15 protein-coding genes are annotated in these 22,534 nt (G+C 32.6%); 6 read left to right on the top strand and 9 right to left on the bottom strand.

The window, feature by feature from the left end; translation table 11 throughout:
* Positions 1-2 precede the first annotated feature (2 nt).
* From C3L23_RS07515 to rdgB, 5 genes are all read left to right on the top strand, one after another.
* Complete coding sequence (locus tag C3L23_RS07515; protein ID WP_127681393.1) at positions 3-3,479, top strand: efflux RND transporter permease subunit; 3,477 nt, start codon at positions 3-5, stop codon at positions 3,477-3,479.
* Positions 3,480-3,556: 77 nt separating this feature from the next.
* Complete coding sequence (locus tag C3L23_RS07510) at positions 3,557-5,470, top strand: EAL domain-containing protein (RefSeq protein WP_127681391.1); 1,914 nt, start codon at positions 3,557-3,559, stop codon at positions 5,468-5,470.
* A gap of 27 nt (positions 5,471-5,497) precedes the next feature.
* On the top strand, positions 5,498-6,466 hold the full coding sequence (locus C3L23_RS07505; RefSeq protein ID WP_127681389.1) for a murein L,D-transpeptidase family protein: 969 nt from the start codon (positions 5,498-5,500) through the stop codon (positions 6,464-6,466).
* Positions 6,466-7,749 (top strand): M14 family metallopeptidase, encoded by a 1,284-nt coding sequence (locus C3L23_RS07500; RefSeq protein ID WP_127681387.1) that lies wholly within the window; start codon positions 6,466-6,468, stop codon positions 7,747-7,749. The genes C3L23_RS07505 and C3L23_RS07500 overlap by 1 nt, the downstream gene beginning before the upstream one ends.
* Positions 7,746-8,327, top strand: a complete 582-nt coding sequence (gene rdgB / locus C3L23_RS07495; RefSeq protein ID WP_127681385.1) for an RdgB/HAM1 family non-canonical purine NTP pyrophosphatase — start codon at positions 7,746-7,748, stop codon at positions 8,325-8,327. The genes C3L23_RS07500 and rdgB overlap by 4 nt, the downstream gene beginning before the upstream one ends.
* Here rdgB and C3L23_RS07490 read toward each other — a convergent pair.
* The 9 genes from C3L23_RS07490 to C3L23_RS07450 all read right to left on the bottom strand — a co-directional run bounded on the left by C3L23_RS07490 (position 8,320) and on the right by C3L23_RS07450 (position 20,706).
* The gene (locus C3L23_RS07490) at positions 8,320-9,297 is read right to left on the bottom strand and encodes a hypothetical protein (protein WP_127681383.1); all 978 of its coding nucleotides are present in this window, start codon (positions 9,295-9,297) and stop codon (positions 8,320-8,322) included. The genes rdgB and C3L23_RS07490 overlap by 8 nt on opposite strands.
* On the bottom strand, positions 9,290-11,116 hold the full coding sequence (locus C3L23_RS07485) for a polysaccharide deacetylase family protein (RefSeq protein ID WP_127681381.1): 1,827 nt from the start codon (positions 11,114-11,116) through the stop codon (positions 9,290-9,292). The genes C3L23_RS07490 and C3L23_RS07485 overlap by 8 nt, the downstream gene beginning before the upstream one ends.
* Entirely contained in the window at positions 11,079-11,264 is a 186-nt protein-coding gene (locus C3L23_RS07480) for a hypothetical protein (protein WP_127681379.1), read from the bottom strand. Before C3L23_RS07480 ends, C3L23_RS07485 begins: the two co-directional genes overlap by 38 nt.
* On the bottom strand, positions 11,261-12,571 hold the full coding sequence (locus C3L23_RS07475) for a glycosyltransferase (RefSeq protein ID WP_127681377.1): 1,311 nt from the start codon (positions 12,569-12,571) through the stop codon (positions 11,261-11,263). Before C3L23_RS07475 ends, C3L23_RS07480 begins: the two co-directional genes overlap by 4 nt.
* Complete coding sequence (locus C3L23_RS07470) at positions 12,568-16,005, bottom strand: tetratricopeptide repeat protein (RefSeq protein ID WP_127681375.1); 3,438 nt, start codon at positions 16,003-16,005, stop codon at positions 12,568-12,570. Before C3L23_RS07470 ends, C3L23_RS07475 begins: the two co-directional genes overlap by 4 nt.
* Complete coding sequence (locus tag C3L23_RS07465; protein ID WP_127681373.1) at positions 16,002-17,333, bottom strand: response regulator transcription factor; 1,332 nt, start codon at positions 17,331-17,333, stop codon at positions 16,002-16,004. The genes C3L23_RS07470 and C3L23_RS07465 overlap by 4 nt, the downstream gene beginning before the upstream one ends.
* Positions 17,330-19,195 carry an ATP-binding protein gene (locus tag C3L23_RS07460; protein ID WP_127681371.1) on the bottom strand — a complete coding sequence of 622 codons (1,866 nt, stop codon included), beginning with the start codon at positions 19,193-19,195 and terminating at the stop codon, positions 17,330-17,332. Before C3L23_RS07460 ends, C3L23_RS07465 begins: the two co-directional genes overlap by 4 nt.
* Before the next feature lie 63 nt (positions 19,196-19,258).
* A complete protein-coding gene (locus C3L23_RS07455; RefSeq protein WP_127681369.1) occupies positions 19,259-19,897 on the bottom strand; it encodes a response regulator transcription factor in 639 nt (212 codons plus the stop codon).
* Between the two features lie 149 nt (positions 19,898-20,046).
* Positions 20,047-20,706, bottom strand: a complete 660-nt coding sequence (locus C3L23_RS07450) for a 16S rRNA (uracil(1498)-N(3))-methyltransferase (RefSeq protein WP_127681367.1) — start codon at positions 20,704-20,706, stop codon at positions 20,047-20,049.
* A gap of 51 nt (positions 20,707-20,757) precedes the next feature.
* On the opposite strand from C3L23_RS07450, the gene C3L23_RS07445 reads away from it, so the two are divergent.
* Positions 20,758-22,470, top strand: coding sequence for an ATP-binding protein (locus C3L23_RS07445; RefSeq protein WP_127681365.1), 1,713 nt, complete (start codon positions 20,758-20,760; stop codon positions 22,468-22,470).
* The last annotated feature ends 64 nt before the right edge of the window (positions 22,471-22,534 follow it).

Here is a 22,534-nt window from a genome sequence, read left to right as displayed (position 1 = left end):
CGATGGATGAATTAAAAACTTTAAAAGCTAAAATCGACGCTAAAAGAAAAGAGCTTGAAGAAAAAAAAGGCTCTTCTTGCAGCATTGAAGAGCTCAAAGAAACCGAAGCCGAACTGAAAGCTTTGGAAGAAGAGGTCGTAAAAAAAGAAAAAGAATTAGAAGCTATTGAAGAAGAGCTTTCATTAAATATTGCCGGAAAACTGGCAAGAGCATTTTTAAAAAACCCGCTGACTCCTGTAATTGCAATAACACTTATATTAATGGGGCTTATAGCGGTATTTTTTACGCCTCGTGAAGAAAACCCTCAAATAGACGTACCGGCGGCTAACGTAATGGTTGTATATCCGGGGGCCAGCAGCAAGGAAGTGCAGAATATTATTGTCGAGCCTCTTGAGAGAACTCTAAAAGCGATGACCGGCGTTAAACATGTATACGGTATGGCTATGAACAGTGTCGGTATCGTAACTGTCAGATTTAAGATCGGTCAGGATAAAGTCAGAAGTATTTCAAAACTTTATGACAGAGTTATGCAGAATATGGATAAAATGCCAAAAGGCGTTATGCCTCCGCTTATTAAACCGATAGACATTGACGAAGTTCCGATTGTTACATTGGCTCTATCAAGTACCAAATATAATGATGCCCAGTTATACAGAATGGCTCAAAGACTGCTTTCACCTTTAGCCGAAGTTAAAAATGTAAGTATTATAGGTATAAAAGGCGGACATAAAAGACAGTTTAATATTATTATAAATCCTGAGAAACTGGCTGCTTACCATCTTTCTTTAGGTCAGATCGCAATGGCTTTAAAAGCCGGAAACGTTGATTATCCTTTAGGCGGTGTTGATAATAAAAAATATTCTATTCCTGTGGAATTCGACGGATTTATAAAATCACCTAAAGACGTTGCGAATTTAGTAGTGGCGAATTATATGGGAAGACCTATTTATATTAAAGATATAGCAAAAGTTGTTGACGGTGTTGATTTCCAGCATAAACATCAGACATATTACGAAGCCGGGCAGGCTTACTATGAAGATCCTAAAATTACAGGAAAAGCTGATAATAAATTTCCTGTAGGAGTAAGACAAAACCAGGTAACTATATTCATAGGTAAAAAAAGAGGAACTAACGCGGTATTTGTAGCTCACGATGTAATTAAAAAAGCAGAAGAGCTTAAAAAATCCCTTCCAAAAGATGTAAATATTTACATTACCAGAAACAACGGTAAAAAAGCCAACCATGCCGTTAACGAGCTGATTTACCATTTATTGATTTCACTGGGTATTATCGTAATACTTCTTATTATTATGCTCGGATGGAGAGAAGCGCTGATCGTAGCCTTTACGGTTCCGCTTATTTTATCCATTACGCTGTTTATAGGTATGCTTGCCGGACAGACTATCAACAGAATTACTCTGTTTGCGCTTATTTTGTCACTTGGGCTTTTGGTCGACAGTGCTATTATTGTTATCGAAAATATACACAGACATTTTGAAATCGGTGACAAACCAAGAGAATATGCGGCTATTTATGCGACAAATGAAATAGGTAACCCTACAAATATTGCAACGTTGGCCATTATTCTTGCATTCGTGCCGATGTTTTTCGTTACGGGAATGATGGGGCCTTATATGCAGCCTATTCCTTTTAACGTTCCGATTGCTATGATTGCCTCACTTGTTATAGCGTATATTTTTACGCCTTGGGCATCTGTTAAATTCCTGCCTGAACACAAAAAAGACGAGCATCATGAACCGTTTGACATAAGAAAAACAAAAACATATAAAATTTTCTATAAAATCTTAAACCCTCTATTAACATCAACTCCTAAAAGAATTGTATTCTTTACGGGGCTTATCGTATTGCTGCTCGGTTCTATGGCGCTTCCTGCATTTAAAATAGTGCTTTTTAAAATGCTGCCTTCAGCTAATAAAAACACATTTAACATTACAATAGACCTGCCAAAAGGAAGCTCTATCGATTCAACCAAAGAAGTCAGCGACTGTGTGGCTTCTATTTTGGCCCAGCAAAAAGAGATTAAAGATTTTGAACAGTTTATAGGGATCACAGGGGTAGTTGACTTTAACGGACTTCTTAGAGGAAGTTCAATGAAAAGAGGTGAAAACATAGGTGAAATCAGAGTCAACCTTTATCCTAAGGAAGAAGGAAGAAAAGAGAGCTCAATCGATATGGTTTCGCGCTTAAGACCTATAATTCAAAAACAGTGCAGTTTTCATAACGCAAATATCAAACTTGTAGAAGACCCTCCGGGACCGCCTGTAATCGCTACGCTGTTAATGCAGGTATTCGGCGGTGATGAAAACGGAAGAGTCAAACTTGCGGAAGATATAGAAAAAATTTACAAACATACTAAAAGAGTTGTTGATATAGATGTAATGAGAGACAGGGAAATTGTAAAATATAAAATTATTCCTGACAGGGAAAAAGCTGCGCTTCTCGGAATAAGTACGGATCAGATTGCTAAAATTTTAGGAATGGGACTTAGAGGTGCGGTTGTAAGCGTTGCGCATATTCCTAGCGAAAAAGATCAGGTTGGAATTTTTGTAAGATTTGCTAAAAATGCCAGAAATTCCATTGAAGCACTTGATAAGATAAAACTTATGTCAATGACGACACACAGACTTGTTCCTTTAAAAGAGGTGGTAAAAGTCGTTCCTGTGGCATATGACGGTATGATTACCTCTAAAGATTTAAGACCGATGGTAATGGTTACCGGTGAAATGGATAAAAGGGGTAGTTTATATGCACTGCTTGACGTATTCAGCGAGCTTAAAGATAAAGGAATACCTGGTTATAAAATAACATATGACGGAAATCCTAGACTTAATCTAAAAGCGACCGATTTAAAAACCGGCGAGACATACGATTTGATCTGGGGCGGAGAATGGGAACTTACATTTGACGTGTTCAGAGACCTCGGAAGCGCATTCGGTGTTGCGGTAATTCTAATTTATTTATTGATGGTTGCATATTATAAAAACTTCAGAGTACCGAGAATCGTTCTTGCGGCTGTGCCTCTTACATTTATAGGGGTGCTTCCGGGACATGCCATTATGAACTGGATTACATTAGCATTCTGGCATTCTAAAACTTATTTTACGGCGACGAGTATGATCGGGTTTATTGCCCTAGCAGGTATAGTTGTAAGGAACTCGCTGTTGCTTATTGACTTTACCAATGATCTGCTTAAACAGGGAAGATCTATAAATGAAGCGGTAATAGAAGCGGCTGCTACAAGATTCAGACCTATTATCTTAACAGCTCTTGCGATTATACTTGCATCAATGGTAATCGTACTTGATCCTGTATGGCAGGGTCTGGCTGTTGCACTTATTTTTGGTGTATTAGCTTCTACACTTCTTTCAGTTGTCGTAGTTCCGGTACTTTACTGGAGATATCTGATTTCTAAACATAAAAAAGAAAAACACGTACACTACGGCTTAGAAGAGGTATAAATTAAAGTTATATCCTTTTCTTTTTTTTTCTTTTTGTTATAATTACTCCCTGAACAAATGTTCATCAAGGGAACGTTATGACAAATCTTTTTATAAAAATGGCAAGAATTATAGTTTTGTCATTATTAGTGGCGAGTACAGCTTTGGTTATACTTTATTTTATTATTTATAAACTGCTTATAACCGATCAGATAGATAAAGCAAAAACCGCTACCGATTCGATTATAGTAATGAAATACTCTCAAATGCTTCATAATAATACATTTAAAGACATAATAAAAATTTATAGCAAAAGAACCGATATCAAGTTTAATATATATCCTGTATTCGGAAATATGCCGTTTGATAAAAAATTTATAAACAATATTTTAAAAAACAATCAATTTTATAAAATCGAAAACGACAATCTTATTTATTACAGGCCTCTAAGAGTCGAGGCCGAGTGTGTGAGGTGTCACGGTGGAATTAAAAGAAACAGATATACCGGATTTAAATTAGGAGAGTTTATAGGGGTATTAGAGGCAAAACTCCCTATAAAAGAACAGCTGTGCAAATATAATCATACATTTTTATGGATATTTGCGATACTCGGAATTGCGCTTATTTTTACTTTGTATTATTTTTACGATTATATGAAAACCATTAAAACCGACATAGGCACTATTCTTTATTATTTCAGAAATAAAATAGAAAGAGGGCTGTATGAGCCTTTGAGAGCAAAAATGCAGTATGTAGAGTTTGAAAAACTCAAAAAAGAGATTAACAACGCAGTCAACTCTATAGTGTATTTCAGAAATGAACTGATTAAAAGTTATCTGGTAAATGATTTGACAAAACTTCCTAACAGAATGAAGCTTCTTGAGGATTTGAAAAAAGAGCAGTTTAATTTAGCGATACTGAACATAAACAATTTCAGGGAAATAAACGACTATTTCGGACAGGATATAGGAGATAAGCTTATCAGACTGATAGGAGAAAGGCTTAAAAACCTCTCAGACAGGGTTTATCATATAAATATAGACGAATTTGCAATGCCTCTTCCTTACGGAGTTAAAGAAAAAAATTTCGAATTCGTCCATAACATTATAGAAGAACTTGAAAAACCGTATAAAATTTACGATAAAGAGATTATTTTAACGTTCAGATGTGGTATGAGCAAAACGAAAGAAAACCTTTTGACTACTGCTGATATCGCTTTGGAATACGCAAAAAGAAAGAAAGTGAAATGTCTCTGTTTCTGTGATATAAAAGATACTCTTAAAGTGTTTGAAAAAAACCTTCAGATGCTTAGTATCCTGGTCAAAGCGATTAAACATGACAGGGTGAAAGTTTATTATCAGGGAATAGTTGACAATAAATCGTTAAAAGTAGTTAAATATGAAGCTCTTGTAAGAATAGAGGATGAAGAAGGGAAAATATATCTGCCTAGCAGTTTTTTAGATATTGCAAAAAGTGCCAATCTTTATCCTGAAATTACAAAAAGAGTGTTTAAAAAAGCTTTGGATACGTTTAAAGACAGAAAAGAAATTATTTCTCTGAATTTGGACCTTGAAGATTTTGAAAACGAAAAGCTCAGGGAATTTGTAAAAAATATAATTAATCAGTTTCCTGAGCCTGAAAGAATAACAATAGAGCTTTTAGAAAGTGAAGATATTACACAGTCTGAAGTGTCAATCGAATTTATGAAATATTTAAAATCTATGGGAGTTAAAATTTTCATAGACGATTTTGGAAGCGGATATTCGAATTTCAGTTATCTGTTTAATTTTGAAGTAAACGGATTTAAAATAGACGGCAGTCTTATTAAAAATATTTTAACGGATAAAAAATCTCAGATGATTGTGGAAACTATGGTTGCTTTTGCTAAAAAAGGCGGCATGAGGATTGTTGCTGAGTATGTAGAATCCAAAGAGATTTTTGAAAAAGTAAAAGAGCTTGGAGTAGATTGTTCACAGGGATTTTATTTTTCAAAACCCTCAGAGATTATTTGATATAATTTCGCTTAAAAAAGGCGGGATTTGAGGTTTTTAATAATTTTACTGGCTACTTTGTTATATTCTTCAAATTTTTCAAAAATTATTGATTTATATAGATTTAAAGGTTCTGACGCCGCAGCGAAACAGATGGAAAAACTGCTTTGCAGCGAAGATTACTGGCTTAAAAGATTAAATAACGAAAATGTAAAATGGGGATATTACGAATCTGCTGAAGATCTTCTGGTATGCATTAAATCCAAGAAAATTTTAGATGTTTTAAAAAAACAAAACGGCAGTTTTGAACTGCTGGATAAAATAGATGTGTTGACGGGTCTTGACGGGGAAAAAGAAAAAGAGGGAGATTTAAGAACACCTATAGGCGTATATACATTAAAAGCCTTAATTAATAATGTAGATAGTTTTTACGGACCTTTTGCTTTTGTGACCAGTTATCCTAATATGATGGACAGGATAGAAGATAAAGACGGACACGGAATATGGATACACGGAATGCCAATCCACGCTAAAAGAGACAATAACAATACAAAAGGCTGTATTGTTATGAATAATAAAATGCTTGAGAATTTGAAAAAAGAGATAAATTACCAAAAAACATATCTGCTTATCAGCGAAAACACTCCTTTGACTGCAACAAAAAAAGAAATCGCAGATATTTTGGCGTTTATATATAAATGGAGAAAAGCATGGAGAGAAAATGATTTTGACAAATATAAAACGTTTTATTCAAAAAATTTCAGAAAATCCAACGGTGAGGATTTAAAAGAGTTTTTAGATTATAAAAAAAGAGTGTTTAAAAATAAAAAACATCAAAAAGTCGAAATCTATTTCAGCGATATAAATATTATACCTTATCAGAATATCGAAAATAAAAAAATATTCAGGATAGATATGTATGAAAAATACTTATCAAACAGTTATAAATTTAAAGGCAAAAAAGAGCTTTATGTGCAGTTTATGCCTGACGGTTTAAAAATAATTGCGGAAAAATAATGAAAAAGTTACTGTTTTTACTGTTTGGTGTCTGTCTTTTCAGTGCTAATTTACATTTTCATTTATATAAAAAAAACGGTGAAATCCCCGGAAATACACTTTTGGTTATAGGTGGAATTCACGGTAACGAACCAGGAGGGTATTATGCTCCTTCATTTTTAATCAGGTATTATAAAATTATAAAAGGTTCGTTGTGGGTGGTTCCGAATCTTAATTTTGATTCTATTATAAGATTTAGAAGAGGCGTATACGGAGATATGAACAGAAAATTTGCATATGTCTCCAAAAAGGATAAAGATTACCGTATAGTAAAAGATATAAAAAAAATCATACTTAATCCGAAAGTGGATCTTATATTAAATCTTCACGACGGACATGGGTTTTACAGAAATTCATGGCAAAACTCTATTTTTAACCCGGCTGCCTGGGGGCAGACGTGTATAATAGACCAGGAAAAAATAAAAACGCCCAAGTTTGGAAATTTAGGTGAGATAGCCAGAAAAGTTGCAAAAACTTTAAATCAAAACCTTCAAAAAAACTATCATTTTTTTAATGTTAAAAATACTAAAACCAAATTTAAAGACGAACAGATGCGTCTTTCTCTTACATATTTTGCCATAACTCATAATAAACCTGCTTTTGCCATTGAAACAAGTAAAAATATAAAAGATCTGCCCACAAAAATATATTATCAGTTAAGAGCAATTGAAGAGTTTATGAAAATTGTCGGAATTAAATATACAAGAGCATTTAAACTGAATATACCTGAAATCAAAAAACTTTTAAAAAAAGAAGACTATGTTGTTATAAACGGAAATGCCATACTTCCTCTTAACGGCCTTGATAAAGTTATAAATTATTTCCCTGTTACGGAAAAAACGATTAAATATAAAAGCGATAACCCTTTGGTTGCAGTTGTAAAAGAAGGAAACCATTATGTTTTATACGAGGCTTATCACAGACTGGCTGTTTTGTATCCTCAGTATTTTAAGAATTTTTGTCGAATAAAAAGTATAAAAGTTGAAATTGACGGAAGCGTGAAAAATGTTAAAATACCAAGTATTGTCAATGTATATAAAAGTTTTAGAGTTTTGGGCGGTAAAAAAAGAATTAATATTATCGGATACAGTTCAAAAGGGAATGAAGCAAATATTGAAATAAGTAAAAATAAGCTTATCAGAAGATATGCCGTTGATAAAAACGGTAATATTTACAGAGTTGAGATTTATGATAAAAAAAGTTTTTGCGGAATGTTTTTAGTAAGATTTAAAGGGAAAAAATGAAAATTATTGTGGCAAGCTCAAATAAAGGTAAAATAAAGGAAATTAAAAAATATTTTAGCGATTTTGAAGTTGTGCCTTATTCGGAATTATTAGAACTGTTTGAAATAGAGGAAAACGGCAAAACATTCAAAGAAAACGCCGTTATAAAAGCCGTTACGATTTATGAAAAACTTCCGGGAAATATCGTTTTGGCTGATGACAGCGGTATTAGCGTTCCTGCTTTGGGAAATATACCGGGAATATATTCCGCCAGATTTGCCGGTGAGAATGCTACAGATAAAGACAATCTTTATAAGCTGATTGACGAATTAAAAAAAAGAGATATTAAAAAAACGCCGGCGTATTATACTGCCGCTATAGCCCTTGCGACGCCATACGGTGTCTTTACAACCCACGGTTTTATGAGAGGTAATGTAATAGATGAGGCGAGGGGTGATAAAGGTTTTGGATATGATCCTATGTTTATTCCTCAAGGTTATGAAAAAACATTGGGCGAACTTGACGAAGATATTAAAAAAAATATATCTCACAGAAGCAAAGCTCTTGAGCTGGCTAAAATAATTATAAAAACTATTTAAATTTTAAAAACTCTTTAAATGACGGTTTTTCTTTCCCGTCAGATTTTTTTATTCCGAAATATTTTTCCGCTTTTGCGAAATATCCTTTATGTCCCGGGACATCTATATAATGAAAAATATTTATTCCCATCAGGTCTGCGGTGTGTCTGAAAATAGGAAGCATTTTGGAGAAATTTTTAAAAACCATTGCCTGCAGTTTTTCGTTTTTATAGCTTGAAACGGCTAGATAAGCCAGAAATGTCGGTTTATGGTATTTTTGATGCAGATATGTTGCAAAAGCCAATGCTCTAAACGGTGTGTCGAGTATTTCTTTTATACTGTTTTTTGTAAGAGCCCTCATCTCCTGAAAAGCTATAAAATCAGCCAGTTTTGAACTGAGTTTCATAGAAGGAGCGAAAAGATCCCAGTTGTAATCATCCCATATTTTACTGTAATCTCCGAAATCTCCTGGGCAGATACCTACGAGGGTATTGTTTGTTTCTTTAAGTATTAAAATGGATTTTGCCTGGAGGATATCGAAGTTTTTTGAATCTGACATTCCGTTTTCGTTATATTCGGGATTTAAAATTACAATTTTTGTTCCGTTTATTTCTTGCAGATATTTGGAAAAATTTTTAAGAGATTTAAAATATTCTTTTTTATGTTCAGATACGTATTTAGGAGATATATCATCTGCAAACCAGTAGAAAATAAATATGGGTGTATATCCCTTCTTAATGAAGTTATTTACAGTTTTGGCAGGATACCAGTTTTTTTTCCATCCTTTTGTTATCCATATTGAAACGGCGTTAACGTTAGGAGTTTCATTTTTTAAAAATTTATAAAGCGGCTGCTGTTTTTCATAAGGGCAGTTTTTATAATAACTGCTGCCGTTTTTAGATGCGCAGGCACTGAATCCGCCTACACCTATATAAAAGGAAGATGCGAACATGTATAATGCGGAAATTAAAAGAAAAATAATTTTATTCATTGTTTTCTTCCAGAATCAGGGATATTGTTGATTTTGGTCTCAATAAATCAATTTTAATATCCGTGTATTTTCTTTGAATGTTTTGTTCAAGTGTTTTTATTTTAACATTTGACAGTTCCGGTATTATTTTTATGTTTTTAGAATTCGGCCAATAAATTCTTAAAGAAAAATTTTTAATCTGTGCAGCGTTTTTGTTATGGATATATAAAAACGTTTTGTCGTTCATAGGCTGTATGGAAAGGGTGATTTTTTTATTCATTTTAATTCTGTTTGTAATTTCAATCCCTTTGAAAGGATGCAGATTTTTGTGTTTTATCAAATAATTAAAATATTTTTCTGAGACATCTAGATTTGATTTATAGCTTAAAAGATGGGTATGAACGCTTAAGGTGTAAACGGCATTAATGGAAGTTAGCATATTTGTTTCCTGAATTATCTTTTTCAGTATCTGTGCTTTATCCCAGTTTAAATTTATAAGATAGATATAATCATCGGTTCCGTGTCTAGGGATGGTTATCAGTTTGTCATATTCTTCTTCCGGAAGCAGATACGGCTTTGTTTTTTCCATTACATATTTATATCCGGCTTTTCTTAATTCGTTTTCCATTGTTTTATCGATTTCTTCCCTGGGAGGTCTGAATCCAAATACGGGTTTTCCTGTTATTTTTTCTAAAATTTCTTTTGAACCCAAAATTTCTTTTATAACTTTTTTAAGCGGTGCGCCCTGGATTTTGGTATGGCTGTAACTGTGAGAACCTATTTCCACATTCGAAAGCTCAGCCGCTTCTTTTGTAATTTGCGGATATTTTTGGGCAAGTTCGGCCACGCAGAAGAGAGTTACAGGAATATTGTATTTATGTGCCAGTTTGGCAAAATGAATCATATTGGTATATTTGTATTCCGTGTCTTCTGAAATGAAAATTGCGTTTTTGGAATCCAAAAAAGGATATTTTGCAATACTGAATGTATTGTTCATATAAGATGAAATGTTATTAAAAAATTTGTCGAAAGTGTTTTTCGGCATATCCAGAAATACATAACTCGGGAAAGAAAAATAAAACCATTTGCCTTTACCGTAAAATCCATGCCATATTATGCCGGAATCTTTTACGGGCAGCATTTTTTTATTTAATATAGGAGTCGAAGTTATTTCCCAATTGGTTAATATGGCATCAGGTGTATATTTAGAATGAAACAGAGGTACTGTGTCGTTAGCGTAAAGAACAAGGTCGTGTCTGTATGAGTTTTCGCCTAAATTCAAAGGAGAAAGTATTTTAGATACATAAAAATTAGACGATGCGCGAGATACGGACTCGCTTAAATATTTTAAACCTGTAATTTTTTCAATGCTTTTCGCTTTTATAAAACCTCTGTCGCTTATATATCCGAAATGATAATTAAAAAGGAGATTTCCGCCTTTTTTTAAAAAGTTTTTAATATTGCTCATTGTTTTGTCAGAAATATAATAATCATCAAGTACAATCAGTGTGTCTCCATTTTTTAAATCTGCAATATTTGATTCGTTAATAATTTTTGAATTGATTTTGTCGGAAGAAAGTTTTTTTATAAACTGGTTTATTTTGTCTTCATAAGCATCAACAGAAGCTCCTATTTTGTTTAAATAAATTTCATTTTCCTGTGACTGTAAAAAGTAAACCGTTTTTTTAGTTTTTGAAAAATAAAAAAATGAATTTTCTTTTTTCGGAATAAACTGATAAGAAAGATAACCGGCTATCAGTATAATTAAAAAGAAAGAAAATAATATCGGGAATATATGTATGCTATTCTTCGAAGAATATGTATTTATCGCCTGTCTCATTCAGCACCTCTTCATAATGTAATTTTTTGTCATATTTGTTTTTTTGGGATTCTCTGCTTTTATACAGAAAATATGCAATAAGACCGAATACCAAAGTTATTATGGTAATAACTAGAATCAGCATTGCAAGAAACGATAAAATATTCATAACTGTCCTTTCCTTTCAAGTTTTCCCCAGCTCATTTCTATACCGAACCATTCTTCGAATGTGGATAAAATTTTTGCAATGTTTATTATTTCTATAAAAAAAAGTCTGTAGTATATTGCGTAAAATATTAACGAAATTCTCTCTCCCGTTACAAGTACACAATATAATGCGCCAGTAATATCGAGTATAGTAAACATGCTCCACCAGTAAAAGATTAAAACGCTAAATCCAGATACGATAGATACATAGACGATAAACATATTTGTCCATAAATCCATAAACGGCCAAAATACCGATTCAAACAGCATATACCACATTGTAAACGACGCTGCTGGATTTATTTTGAAATGCCACAGCAGCGCTTTATGTTTTTTTATTGCCTGCAGAATGCCTCTTGTCCATCTGTAACGCTGCTTTATCAAATCAAGAAGATTGTCAGGCGCTTCGGTATAAGCTACCGCTTCCGGTTCGAAATCTATTTTATAGCCTTTGGAAATCAGTTTAAGCGTTACGTCGCAGTCTTCGGCAAAAGTATCGCTGTCATAAAGCCCAACGTCATACAAAGCCTGTTTTCTGAACATTCCTATAGGTCCCGGTATTATATTTACGAGTTTTAAAAAAGCCTGGCCGTTTCTTACCATATTAAGACCTTCAATATATTCAAGAGCCTGGAGTTTAGTCCAAATATTATGCTGATTGCTGACGTATACAGATCCGGCTACTGCGGCTATTTCTTCATCTTCAAAATATCTGCTCATTAATATAACAGCGTTTTTATCCAGTTTTGAATCGGCGTCTACTACCATTATAAGAGACCCTTTGGAATTTAAAATGCCGTAGTTTATGGCTTTTGCCTTTCCTCCGTTTTCTTTTGAAAGCACTCTTAAACTTCTGTCGCCGCTGTCGAATTCGTACTGTTTCGCCCTGATAAATGTCTGATCTTTAGAACCGTCGTCTATTATAAGTATTTCAAGATTCGGATAGGTCTGTTCCAGAAGAGATTTTATGGATGTTTCTATTACCACTTCTTCATTGTATGCCGGAACTATAATCGTTACTTTTTTGTTTGTTGATATCTGTTTTAGACTAATGTTTCTTTGTGACTTAAAGATAAGTTTAAGAATTGAAAAAAACAGCAAAAACATATATCTTAATATTATTATTGTAGTAAAAAACAGTATAAGCGCCGAGCCTATTTTTACAAACATATTTTCTATATCAAAAAAATCATTGTAAAAATTATAAAGTACGAATCCTAAAAGCCCTATAAGTATCAGACTGACGGTTATAAGAAAAAAAGTTTTCACCAGATTTTCCTTGCTGAAATTTCACATTCCATACTTTTGTAATTTGAAGGGCTGCTTATGCCCGATGTGTTGCTAAACTGACATCCGGCTTTTGCTTCAAAGTTTTTGATGTTTTTTGAAAAAAACCAAAAACCGTAATTATATACATAAGTGTTGTCAAAAAAGCTGTAACCGAGCCCGCCTTTAAGTTTTAAGCGGACATACCGGAATTCTTTAAAAACTTTTAGACCGATAATATTAGTGTCCGTTTTATCAGGAGAATAGTAACAGTCCGTCTGTTTGGTGTTAAACTGATACCATCCTGAAAAATACAATACTGCAGGTATGTTTTTAAAAGAAAAACTTTTAATATCGTATTCAAGCTGGGGTGTTAAAACATTGTTGCCGTCGTCTACTTTTTCATAAGCTATTGACCACCACAGCTCTCTCGGTTTTTGAATAACTTTGTAACCGGTGATTTCCGATTTTATTTTCATATGCTGCGCACTGCATACGGTTTTTCTGGAATAAACCATATTGTGTCTGTTTAGTCTAAACGTAATACCTCTTAGATAAAACGGAGAATATTCAAAATCCCACCCTAGAGCATTTACACCGCTTCTGTCTATAAAAACATCAAATAAGAAAGGATTTTTTTTTACGCCGAAACCGTATAAAAACCCTTTCTTATCTGATGCTTCTGAGAGGTTGTAGTTTTTATAAAACAAAAAAGGATAATATCCTTTAACAAAATGCGAAAGCCGTATATACCTTGTAAACATATCAGTGTTTTGATTGTCTTTGAAATAGTTTATATATCCGTAAAGTTCCCAATTGTATGCTTTATTGTTTGACGCTTTCAAATCCTGCTGGATAATGTTTTTAACCGTGGCTTTTTCTTTTTTCAAATAAGTGTAATCCAAAGCCAGTTTTTCGCTTTGGGGATGCAGTGTAAGATCTGACGCAAGGACGATGTCCTGTTTTTTTATGTCGTCGGTGTTGGTCTGCTGGGCCGTTTGGGTTTTTGGAGTATAGTTTTTACCGTTTTTAGGAAAGGTTTTGTTCGTGAGTTTTATTTCCGTTTTTTTTGTGCTGTTTATTTCATTGAGATTGTCTTTAATATATTTTTCCAAAGAGTTGTCAGGATTGTAAGGAGTGTATGTTCCCGGAGTCCAGCTTTCTTTGATTATTTTACACTGTTGTTGATTGTCGCATTTTATCTCAAGCGTTTTATATCCTTTGTCTTTTTTTATTTTAGAGGCGTATACCTGAAAAAATCTTACTGTATAAATATTTCCTTTTTTGGATAAAAGTATAGGGTCATATATACCTACGCTTATAAAAGAGGCTCTTTTGAATATTGACTGTTTTTTAAGTCGCCAGTACAGTTTTTGAGAAATGGATTTGTCGTAAAAGGAAGCATACTTATTAAAGTTCATACTCTCCCATGCGTTTTTCCAGTCGTTTATAAACGTTTTCAAAAAACCAGGAAGAGGTTTTGGCACTTCTTTAAGAAGCTTTTCGTATATTTTTTTAGCTTGTTGGATTTTGCCCGCTTTTTGAAGGTTGTAGGCGTAGTGGTATTCTATAAGAGGTGTTTTTTTATACCACATTAATAGATAAAATTCTCCGGCGGCTTTTGCATACTCTTTTGATGCTTCAAGCGCGTAAGCGTATTTTTCTCTTACGTCGTAATCGTTAGGTTTTAAGAAAAGATATTCTTTATAATAGTCTGATGCGCTTTTATATAAATTTGCAAAATAAGCCCTGTCACCCAGTGCCAGTATTTTTTCGCTTCTTTTAGCATAATATTCGTCTATAGTTGCGGCACTGCTTGAATTTACGAATCTAGGATTTATTTTCAAAATTTTGGCTTTTAAAATGAGGGCGTCCTGATAATTAGGATATTTTTTCAATAGTTCATCCAGCACTTTAAGGGCTTCTTTGTTAAATCCGTTCCAGTAATATCTTTTTGCAAGATCAAGATAGGCTTCTTTTGTGTTTTTATAGCTGGCGTAGTATTCTAGGTCTCCGAATCCTTTATAGAAGTTTTTCAGTTTTAGGTAAATATCTCCAAGCGTTTTATAAATTTCCAGTTTTTCCGGATGTATTTTTAAGTATTTTTCATAATAATATGCGGCTTTTTCATAATTGTTAAGCATATAATTATAATCTGCCAGTTTTAATATATATTCTTCGTTACCTGGATCTTTTTTCAGCAGTTTTTCATATTTGGCAATTAAAGGTTTAATATTATGGTTTAAAACCATTAAAGCTTCTATGACATCTTCATCTTTGGGATTTTGTTTTAGTAAAGATGTAAATATTTTTTTGGCTTTTGAGTTTTGATTCTGCCACATGGCGATAAAGCCCAGCATTTTTTTTGCCTCGTATTTTTGAGAAGGGCTGCCGTGTTCGTAAACATCGCTTAAAAACAGCAGCGCTTTGTCGTATTCTCCCTGCCATGCCAATATTTTTCCAAATAAAAGCTTGGCTTTCATATCGTTTGAGTTTTGAAATTCTTTTAAATATTTTAAAGCTTCTTCGTTGTTGCCGCTCCAGCTTAAAAGCTGTGCCAAAAATATTTTTGCGTTTTTGTCATTAGGTTTTTGTTTAATATAGTCCTTAACCAAATCAATTGCTTTTTTGTGAGATGTTTCAAAAAGTGCGTAAGCCAGTTGCTGCAGATTTGAAAAGTTAGGGTTTTTTTCATACTGTTTTTCAAGGGTTTTTAATCTTTTTTGCTTTATCTGTGTTATTTTTTGTTCGTATTCTTTTGCAATTTTTGGATGAGTTCTTTTTAATGAAAGAAGTAATTTTTGTGCCGAATCGGTTTCTCCTAAATAAAAGTATATATCAAGGAGTTTTTTTGCATATTCTGTTTTTCCGGTAGTTTGAAACAGTGTCTGAAAATACCGTTTAGCGTTTTTGTAATCGCCTTTATAGTAAAGGTCGTAAGCTTTTATTTCGTAATAATCAAGCGTTTTTTTGTTTTTTAATCTGGAAAGAATGTTTAAAGAAAGATCATATTTCCCTTCCCACATTGCGACTCTGGCAATATTTAATTTGTTGTTTTCATTTATTTGAGAGGTTTTTGAGAGAGTTTTTAAAGCATTATACAGATGTAATAGTTCTTTGTATTTTTGCTTTTCATATAAATCGTTAAAAGCGGTATTTATATCTTTGTATTTCTTTAGGACCTTTTCATATAAATAAACGGCTTCAATTTTTTGTTTCAGTTTTAAGGCATATTTGTTTTTAGGCTCTTTTTTTAAAACTTCCGTTAAGTATTTTTGAGCTTTGGCATAATTATTGTGTTCGATATAATAACTGGCCGCTACCAAACGGTTTTTGATATCTTCTGGATGTTTTTGCAGCTCGTTTTCAAGCGAATGTATGTCAATATTAAGACTCCATGCAATTACACATAAAAGCAGTATTATAAGCTTTTTCATTTACATATCTCCTCTTTTTTTTCATTCCACTGTGTCGATTCTATAATCAAAATATCCGGTTTTGTTTCAAACAGTTTGTTTAAAACCGGGTCTATATTCATTTTTCTTATGTTTATTAGACATAATATATACTGTTTCGTTTTTGCATCATAATATATAATATCGGTGCTTCTTAGTTTTTTTCTTATGTTTTCAGGATTATGGTCGGATTTGAATTTTAGAACGGTAAAATAAACTCTTTCTTCATACATAGAATCAATAACATCGCAAAAATGTTTTATATTGTTTACTATTTTGTTGGTTAAAAGTTTGTTTAGAATATTCGTATAAAAATTGGTGCCTATCATTTTTTCAATTTCAAGAATATATTCGCCAAGCGTGAAATTCAAAGGAAACATTTCATAGCATCCGGATTCGATGGCTTTCATTTTATCTTCCATCCTTACATATTCGGATTGAGTGATATAAATAAGTTTTGAAGGTATTTTTTGCTGTTTGATAGTGTTGCATACGCTTAAATCCAGTTTTTCGTCTTTTGGATTGTAAATTATTATGTCCGGACCGCTTAAAATTTTGTTTATCGTATCTGACATGCTGGTTGCAATGTCTATAAAAAAGCCTTTTTTCCCAAATATATATTGATGAAGTTCTATCAGTTCTTTTTTATCCGTAATAAGTAAAATGTGGATGTTTTTTGATGATTTTATCTGTGTTTCCACAGGATATATTTTTATTTTGTCGTTTTCGTATTTAAAAAAGTATTTATCCGGTGTTACCGGAAAAATAGAGTTTTTTATATAAATAATTCTTTCATTTTCTTTTTTTATCTCAATATTTAAGTCGCTGAAATCTTCTATTGTTTCTATTATCGTTTCATATTCCTCGTTTGGAATAACGGTTATAAAAAACTTACAGTCAAAATTTTCTTTTAAAGAGATAAGTTTTTCCATAAAGATAGAAGTGTTGTCGTTTATATGCGACCCGAATATCATATCAAGCCTGTGAAATATGACATTTTTCGGATTATATTCTTTTATTATTCTTTTTATGTCTTCTAGCAGAAAATCATACCCGTATTTGATTTTATACTCCAGCCAGTCTTCTTTAAGGGTAAAAAATTTAAGTTTACTCAGCACATTTTGAATTTTATCGTCTTTCAGGTTAGAAATAGCACTAAGTCTTTTTAAAAATATAGGTTTGTTGTAAGCGGAAAAAATAACTGTTTTTTCATTTTCGCACTTGTAAAGGGCTAAACTCAGTTTTCCCTGTTTTTTACCGCCTTCGATTAAAATTATTTCGGATTTTTGAACTATTTCGTCAAAGTTCATTTAAGTTCCTTTAATTGTTCTTTAAAATACTGTAATAAAAATTTATTGTGTTCTTTTTCCTGAATGTTTATCATATATTTTAATGCTTCTATATTTTTAGGATCGGCTTCTAATGTTTTATATAGGTATTTTTTGGCATTTTTATAATCTCCTAATTTATAGTAATTAAAAGCAAGTAGTTTGCTGACGTCTTTGTTTTTGATGTTTTTTAACAGATTTATACTTTTGTTGTAATAAGCGTTTTTATAATATATAAGAGCCAGTTCGTATTTGGTCTGGTCGTTTTTGCTGATTTCATAAGCTTTTTTTGCATAATCCAAAGCCTGTGAACCGCTGCCCAGTTTTAATAAAATTTTTGCTTTTAACAGGTAAGGTTTATACGAATCGTTTCTTATGGTTGACAAACTTATGTTCAGAAGTGTGTTTGCCAGGCTTAAATCTCCCTGGTTAAAGGCCTGAAGCGCTTTTTCATAATTTTTCAGAGATAAGAAGGATTTAACCGCTGGAATTGAAAACAGGGATTCTTTTTCGCTTTGAACGGCAATATACCATTTTCCGTCTTCAAGCATATCGAAAGAAAGGTATTTTTTTGCGGTGTTTAATTTTATAAGAGGAATATTGGCAAAATTTTTGTCTCTTGATAAAGTTATTACAAAGTTTTTATAAGGACTGTCCCATGAAACGTCGGTATTGTAATTTCTGTCTGTAGTTATGACAATGTTTGTTACTTCAGCCGGTAAATTTTCTTTTACAAGTCTGTTTTTTTTGTAAATAAGTCCTTCGTTTTTCATAACATTGGTGTCTCCCGCCTGAATACTTCCTTTGTAAACACTTGTTGCGAGTTTGTTCGTGTTAGCCACTGTTTCAAATTCCGTTCCGTGGTTTTTAATAACCTCTCCGTTTGCGATTACTTCAATAGGGTTAGAAGCCGTATTGATTGCAACATCGGCTTTTTTCAGAATAAACTTTGTTCTGGATTTTGTATTGAATATGTTTCTGTATGCGATTATTTGTAATTTATCGTTTTTATCGGCTCTGGCGACCACATTGTTTTGAAGTTTGTAAATTACACTGTTGTTGGAGGATTCGGTAATTATTCTTTGAGGGATTAAACAGTAAAAATAATCTATACTTATAAATAAAAACAGGGCGATTCCGGACAATGCAGTTGCTAGCTGTCTGATTCTTATCTGTTTGGCGGTTTTCGGAAGATATATAAAAAACTTGCTTCCTTTGTCTTTTTCACTTTCTATGGCGATTGCACCGCCTATCGATTCTATCACCGCCCTTGACATGTTCAGCCCGATTCCGGTTCCGTGATCTTTTCCGGAAGTATAGTATTTTTTAAAAATATTTTTCTTTTCTTCTTCGCTCATTCCTATACCGGTGTCTTTTATTATAAGCATATAACCTTTTTTTTCTTTATTTATACTTATAAAAAGCTCTCCGTTTTCTTTATTGTATTTAATGCTGTTGTGAATTATGTTAAAAAGCGCTTTTTTCAGCCATTCTTTATTTGTTTTTATATATTCGGCTTCATCAGTGTTTACGTATAAGGTTATGTTTTTTCTTTCTATGTCTATTTCCAGTTCTTTTACGATTTCATCGATTATTTCTTTTAGATGAAACTTCTCGTTTTTTAAAAATTTGGTTTTTTTAAATCGTTCCATTTCTATAAAGTCTTGGAGCATGTCTATAGTTTTTTCTATGGTAGAGAGCAGGGAGTTTATTAGTTTTTCTCTTTGAGACTGGGCAATTTTCGGATTTTTAAGCATAGATATACTGAATTTAATACTGCCCAGTTTGTTTTTGATATCGTGAAAAAAAACATGCGCAAACGGCGTTTTGTTAAATTTGAACATTTTCACCCCAGTTTAGTTATTATGAAATAATATTTAAAGTAAATGATATTAAAATGACTGTTTTTAGAACATGATATAGCCGAGATCCCTTTTAGAGACTATAGCTCTTTTATCTCCGATTTTTTCCCTTACTCTTTTTATCATTACGGTTAAAGTGTTGTTTTCTACCTGTTCACCCCAGACTTCCTGCATTATCTGTTCGGGTGATAGGATTTTCCCCCTGTTTTTTAAGAAGAGTTCAAGAGTTGCCGACTCTTTTTTGGAAAGCATAATTTTTTCGTCGTTTTTTATCAAACATTTCGCATCCGCGTCATAGCTGACTTCATCATTGATTTTATAGTTTTTTTGATTAAATATTTTGTTGATTCTTAGTAATATTTCTTCATAATCGAAAGGTTTTTTTATAAAATCTTCCGCACCTCGGTTGAAAGCTTTTTTTATATTTTCAATTTCAGTCTGTCCTGAGATTATAATTGTCTTTGTTTTTTTTGCAATATTCGGATGTTTTTTCATTTCTTCTAAGAAATTTCCATCCGGAAGGGAAATGTCGGCGATAATAAGCTCGGCATCCAAATAATCATAAATAGATGAAAAAAAATCTTTTAAATTGTAATAAGAATGGACTTCATAACCTTCACTTTCCAGAAACATGGTTAATGCGTCGTTAAGAGTTTCTTCATCTTCAATTACGATTATTTTCATGTAAATCCTTCCGTTTTTAACAATTATAATAAAAAAAACAGAAGAAAAAACAGAAAATAACGAAAAAAACAACCGTTTTGCAGAAGTTTGTCGTGAAAAAGACAAAAAATAGAAAAAAAGAGTTTTTTTGTGTAAAATTAATGTAATATTTATAACAATATTTTAGAGCTTATTCCGATTGCAGCCGTTTCACTTCTTAAAATAAAACTTTCAAGTTTAAATTTTTCTTTAAAATGGTTTCTTTCTTCATCACTGAAACCGCCTTCCGGACCTATTAGAAAAGGATAATTGCATTCAATATTTTCTTTCAGTTTTTCTCCGTCAAAATCAAGTGCGTAAAAACTGCCGTATTTGTCAAAAAACTCTTTTGAAGACTTTATTGTTTCAATTTCCATTAAGGAGCTTCTGCCGCACTGCTGGCAGGAGTTTATAAGTATTTTTTCCAGTCTTTCAAGTTTAAGTCTGAAATTTTTTTGAGAACGGTCGCAGTATATAAAACTTATTTTGCCGACTCCTATTTCGTTTAGTGACGGAAGGGCTTTTTCTATGTTTTTAGGGTCTATTACGCACCAGGCTATATGAAAATATTTTTTCGGTCTGTTCGGCTGCAGTTTTTTTTCTGTGAGTGAAAGCAGGGCTTCTTTTTTGTTGATGTTTTCTATTTTGTAAATATAAAGATAGTCGTCTTTTAAGTTTCTTACTTTTACAAATTCGTCTTTTTTTATACGTCTGACTTTAAAAAGATATTTATGGGCTTCACCGCTCAGTGTTATCTGCGGTTGAGGGTTTGGCAGATATATAAACTGCATAAATGGCCTTTTTTTGATAAAATTATAATATATTTTATATAAAGGGACTGTATGATCGAAAATATAAAGCTTTTTTTAAACGAACCAAAAAAAAGCAAAATTATTGATATTTTGAATGTAAACGATGAAGAACTGCAGATATTAAAAAAACTTCTTTCCGAATACATAGACGGCAACGAAGATGTAAGAGTCAGAAATCTGTTAAAAGAGCTTTTCGGGGAAGATAAAATTACAGCGTTGGAAAAAGTCGCGTTGATAAAAAATCTTTTGGAAGAGGGCTGGATTGTTGTAAGCAGTCTTAGCCAGATTAAAAATAACGATCTTTCAGTGCTTGAGATATTCAATTCTTCAGTTTCACTTTCGGTAGCGTTTTTAAAACTGATAGAACAGGGAAGCCTTGATTTGGTTATTCCTGAAAAAACGCCTTATAAAGATCATTTGGAATATCTGCATGATCAGTTTTTGAGGATTGAACTGTATGAGCAGCTAAGCGGAATAAAATCAAATTCTAATAAAGAGACGGCCAGCATCAAAAGGCTTCAGAGCAAACTTAAACTAATTGAAAATACGATTAAAGAAAAAATTAAAAAAACGAAAATAGAACTTCCGGTTCAAAATTTCATTGAAGAGAACGAATTAAACGAAAAAGAAGAAATACTTTTTTTGGCTCTGTTAAAAGAAGAATATACTTCCAGCAACGAAAACGCGAGGGAACAGAATTATCTTTTGAGTTTAATCAGCAACGATGAAATAGAAAGAATAAAAAACAGAACGCTCTTAGACGACAACTCCAAACTTTTAAGCGAAGGTATATTTGAATATGACGAACTGATAGGGGCATTTGGCGGATACAGCAAAATATACTTTTTAAATGAGGATATTTTAAACGGACTTATTCATCCAAAGAAAAAACATAAAATCGAACATATTGTAAGAGAAACGATTTTTGATTTTATAGAGCCTAAAAAAGGGCTTGATGAGGTAATACTGCCCGCAAAAACCAAAGAAATGATAAATACGCTTTTAAAACAGATAGATAAAAAAGTTCTTAGACTGTTAAAAGAATGGGGTATTAAAGAAAGCAACGATATGGAGGCAAAAATTATTTTTTACGGGCCTCCGGGTACAGGTAAAACCCTTACGGCGCATTCTATAGCTAAAGAGCTGGAAAAACCAGTTTTAAGTCTGGATTCCAGTAAAATTTTATCAATGTATGTGGGGGAGAGTGAAAAAAACGTCAGAAAGATGTTTGACGAATATTATTCGATTTGCGAAAAACTGAAAACTAAACCTATCTTACTGCTTAACGAGGCTGATCAGTTTTTAAGTTCGCGTACTACTTCGGCGCTGAGCAGTGCAGATAAAATGCATAATCAGATGCAGAATATATTTTTAGAGCAGCTGGAAAAATTTGACGGATTGTTAATTGCCACTACCAATCTTTTAGAAACAATTGACAGTGCTTTTTCCAGAAGATTCGAATATAAAATAAAGTTTGAAAAGCCTTCTTTTAAAGAACGGAAAAAACTATGGAAAATCAAACTTCCTAAAAATGCCGAATATGAAACTGATTTTAATATAGACAGGCTTGCAGAATTCGAATTAACCGGAGCGCAGATAGAAGTGATAATTAAAAATACCGCCCTGAAAGTCGCAATGAGAAAAAAACCAGTATTTAAAACCGATGATTTTATCGAACAGATAAAAACAGAAAAAGGCAATGCTTTTGACAGTGACAAAGAGTTAGGGTTCATAAAAGTGTGAAATATGGTAAGATAACTGAATGTTCATTTATTACTTAAAGTAACGAAAGTTAAAATAGCGTTAA

The organism is Nautilia sp. PV-1 (assembly GCF_004006315.1).
In the GTDB taxonomy this organism is placed as follows: domain Bacteria; phylum Campylobacterota; class Campylobacteria; order Campylobacterales; family Nautiliaceae; genus Nautilia; species Nautilia profundicola_A.
This window is presented reverse-complemented; position numbering and strand designations above follow the sequence as displayed.

Bases quoted from the DNA above. Each gene is read 5' to 3' on its own strand.
- C3L23_RS07515 (WP_127681393.1), top strand. From the start codon at position 3: ATGGATGAATTAAAAACTTTAAAAGCTAAAATCGACGCTAAAAGAAAA.
- C3L23_RS07510 (WP_127681391.1), top strand. From the start codon at position 3,557: ATGACAAATCTTTTTATAAAAATGGCAAGAATTATAGTTTTGTCATTA.
- C3L23_RS07500 (WP_127681387.1), top strand. From the start codon at position 6,466: ATGAAAAAGTTACTGTTTTTACTGTTTGGTGTCTGTCTTTTCAGTGCT.
- rdgB (WP_127681385.1), top strand. From the start codon at position 7,746: ATGAAAATTATTGTGGCAAGCTCAAATAAAGGTAAAATAAAGGAAATT.
- C3L23_RS07490 (WP_127681383.1), bottom strand. From the start codon at position 9,297: ATGAATAAAATTATTTTTCTTTTAATTTCCGCATTATACATGTTCGCA.
- C3L23_RS07485 (WP_127681381.1), bottom strand. From the start codon at position 11,116: ATGAGACAGGCGATAAATACATATTCTTCGAAGAATAGCATACATATA.
- C3L23_RS07480 (WP_127681379.1), bottom strand. From the start codon at position 11,264: ATGAATATTTTATCGTTTCTTGCAATGCTGATTCTAGTTATTACCATA.
- C3L23_RS07470 (WP_127681375.1), bottom strand. From the start codon at position 16,005: ATGAAAAAGCTTATAATACTGCTTTTATGTGTAATTGCATGGAGTCTT.
- C3L23_RS07465 (WP_127681373.1), bottom strand. From the start codon at position 17,333: ATGAACTTTGACGAAATAGTTCAAAAATCCGAAATAATTTTAATCGAA.
- C3L23_RS07460 (WP_127681371.1), bottom strand. From the start codon at position 19,195: ATGTTCAAATTTAACAAAACGCCGTTTGCGCATGTTTTTTTTCACGAT.
- C3L23_RS07455 (WP_127681369.1), bottom strand. From the start codon at position 19,897: ATGAAAATAATCGTAATTGAAGATGAAGAAACTCTTAACGACGCATTA.
- C3L23_RS07450 (WP_127681367.1), bottom strand. From the start codon at position 20,706: ATGCAGTTTATATATCTGCCAAACCCTCAACCGCAGATAACACTGAGC.
- C3L23_RS07445 (WP_127681365.1), top strand. From the start codon at position 20,758: ATGATCGAAAATATAAAGCTTTTTTTAAACGAACCAAAAAAAAGCAAA.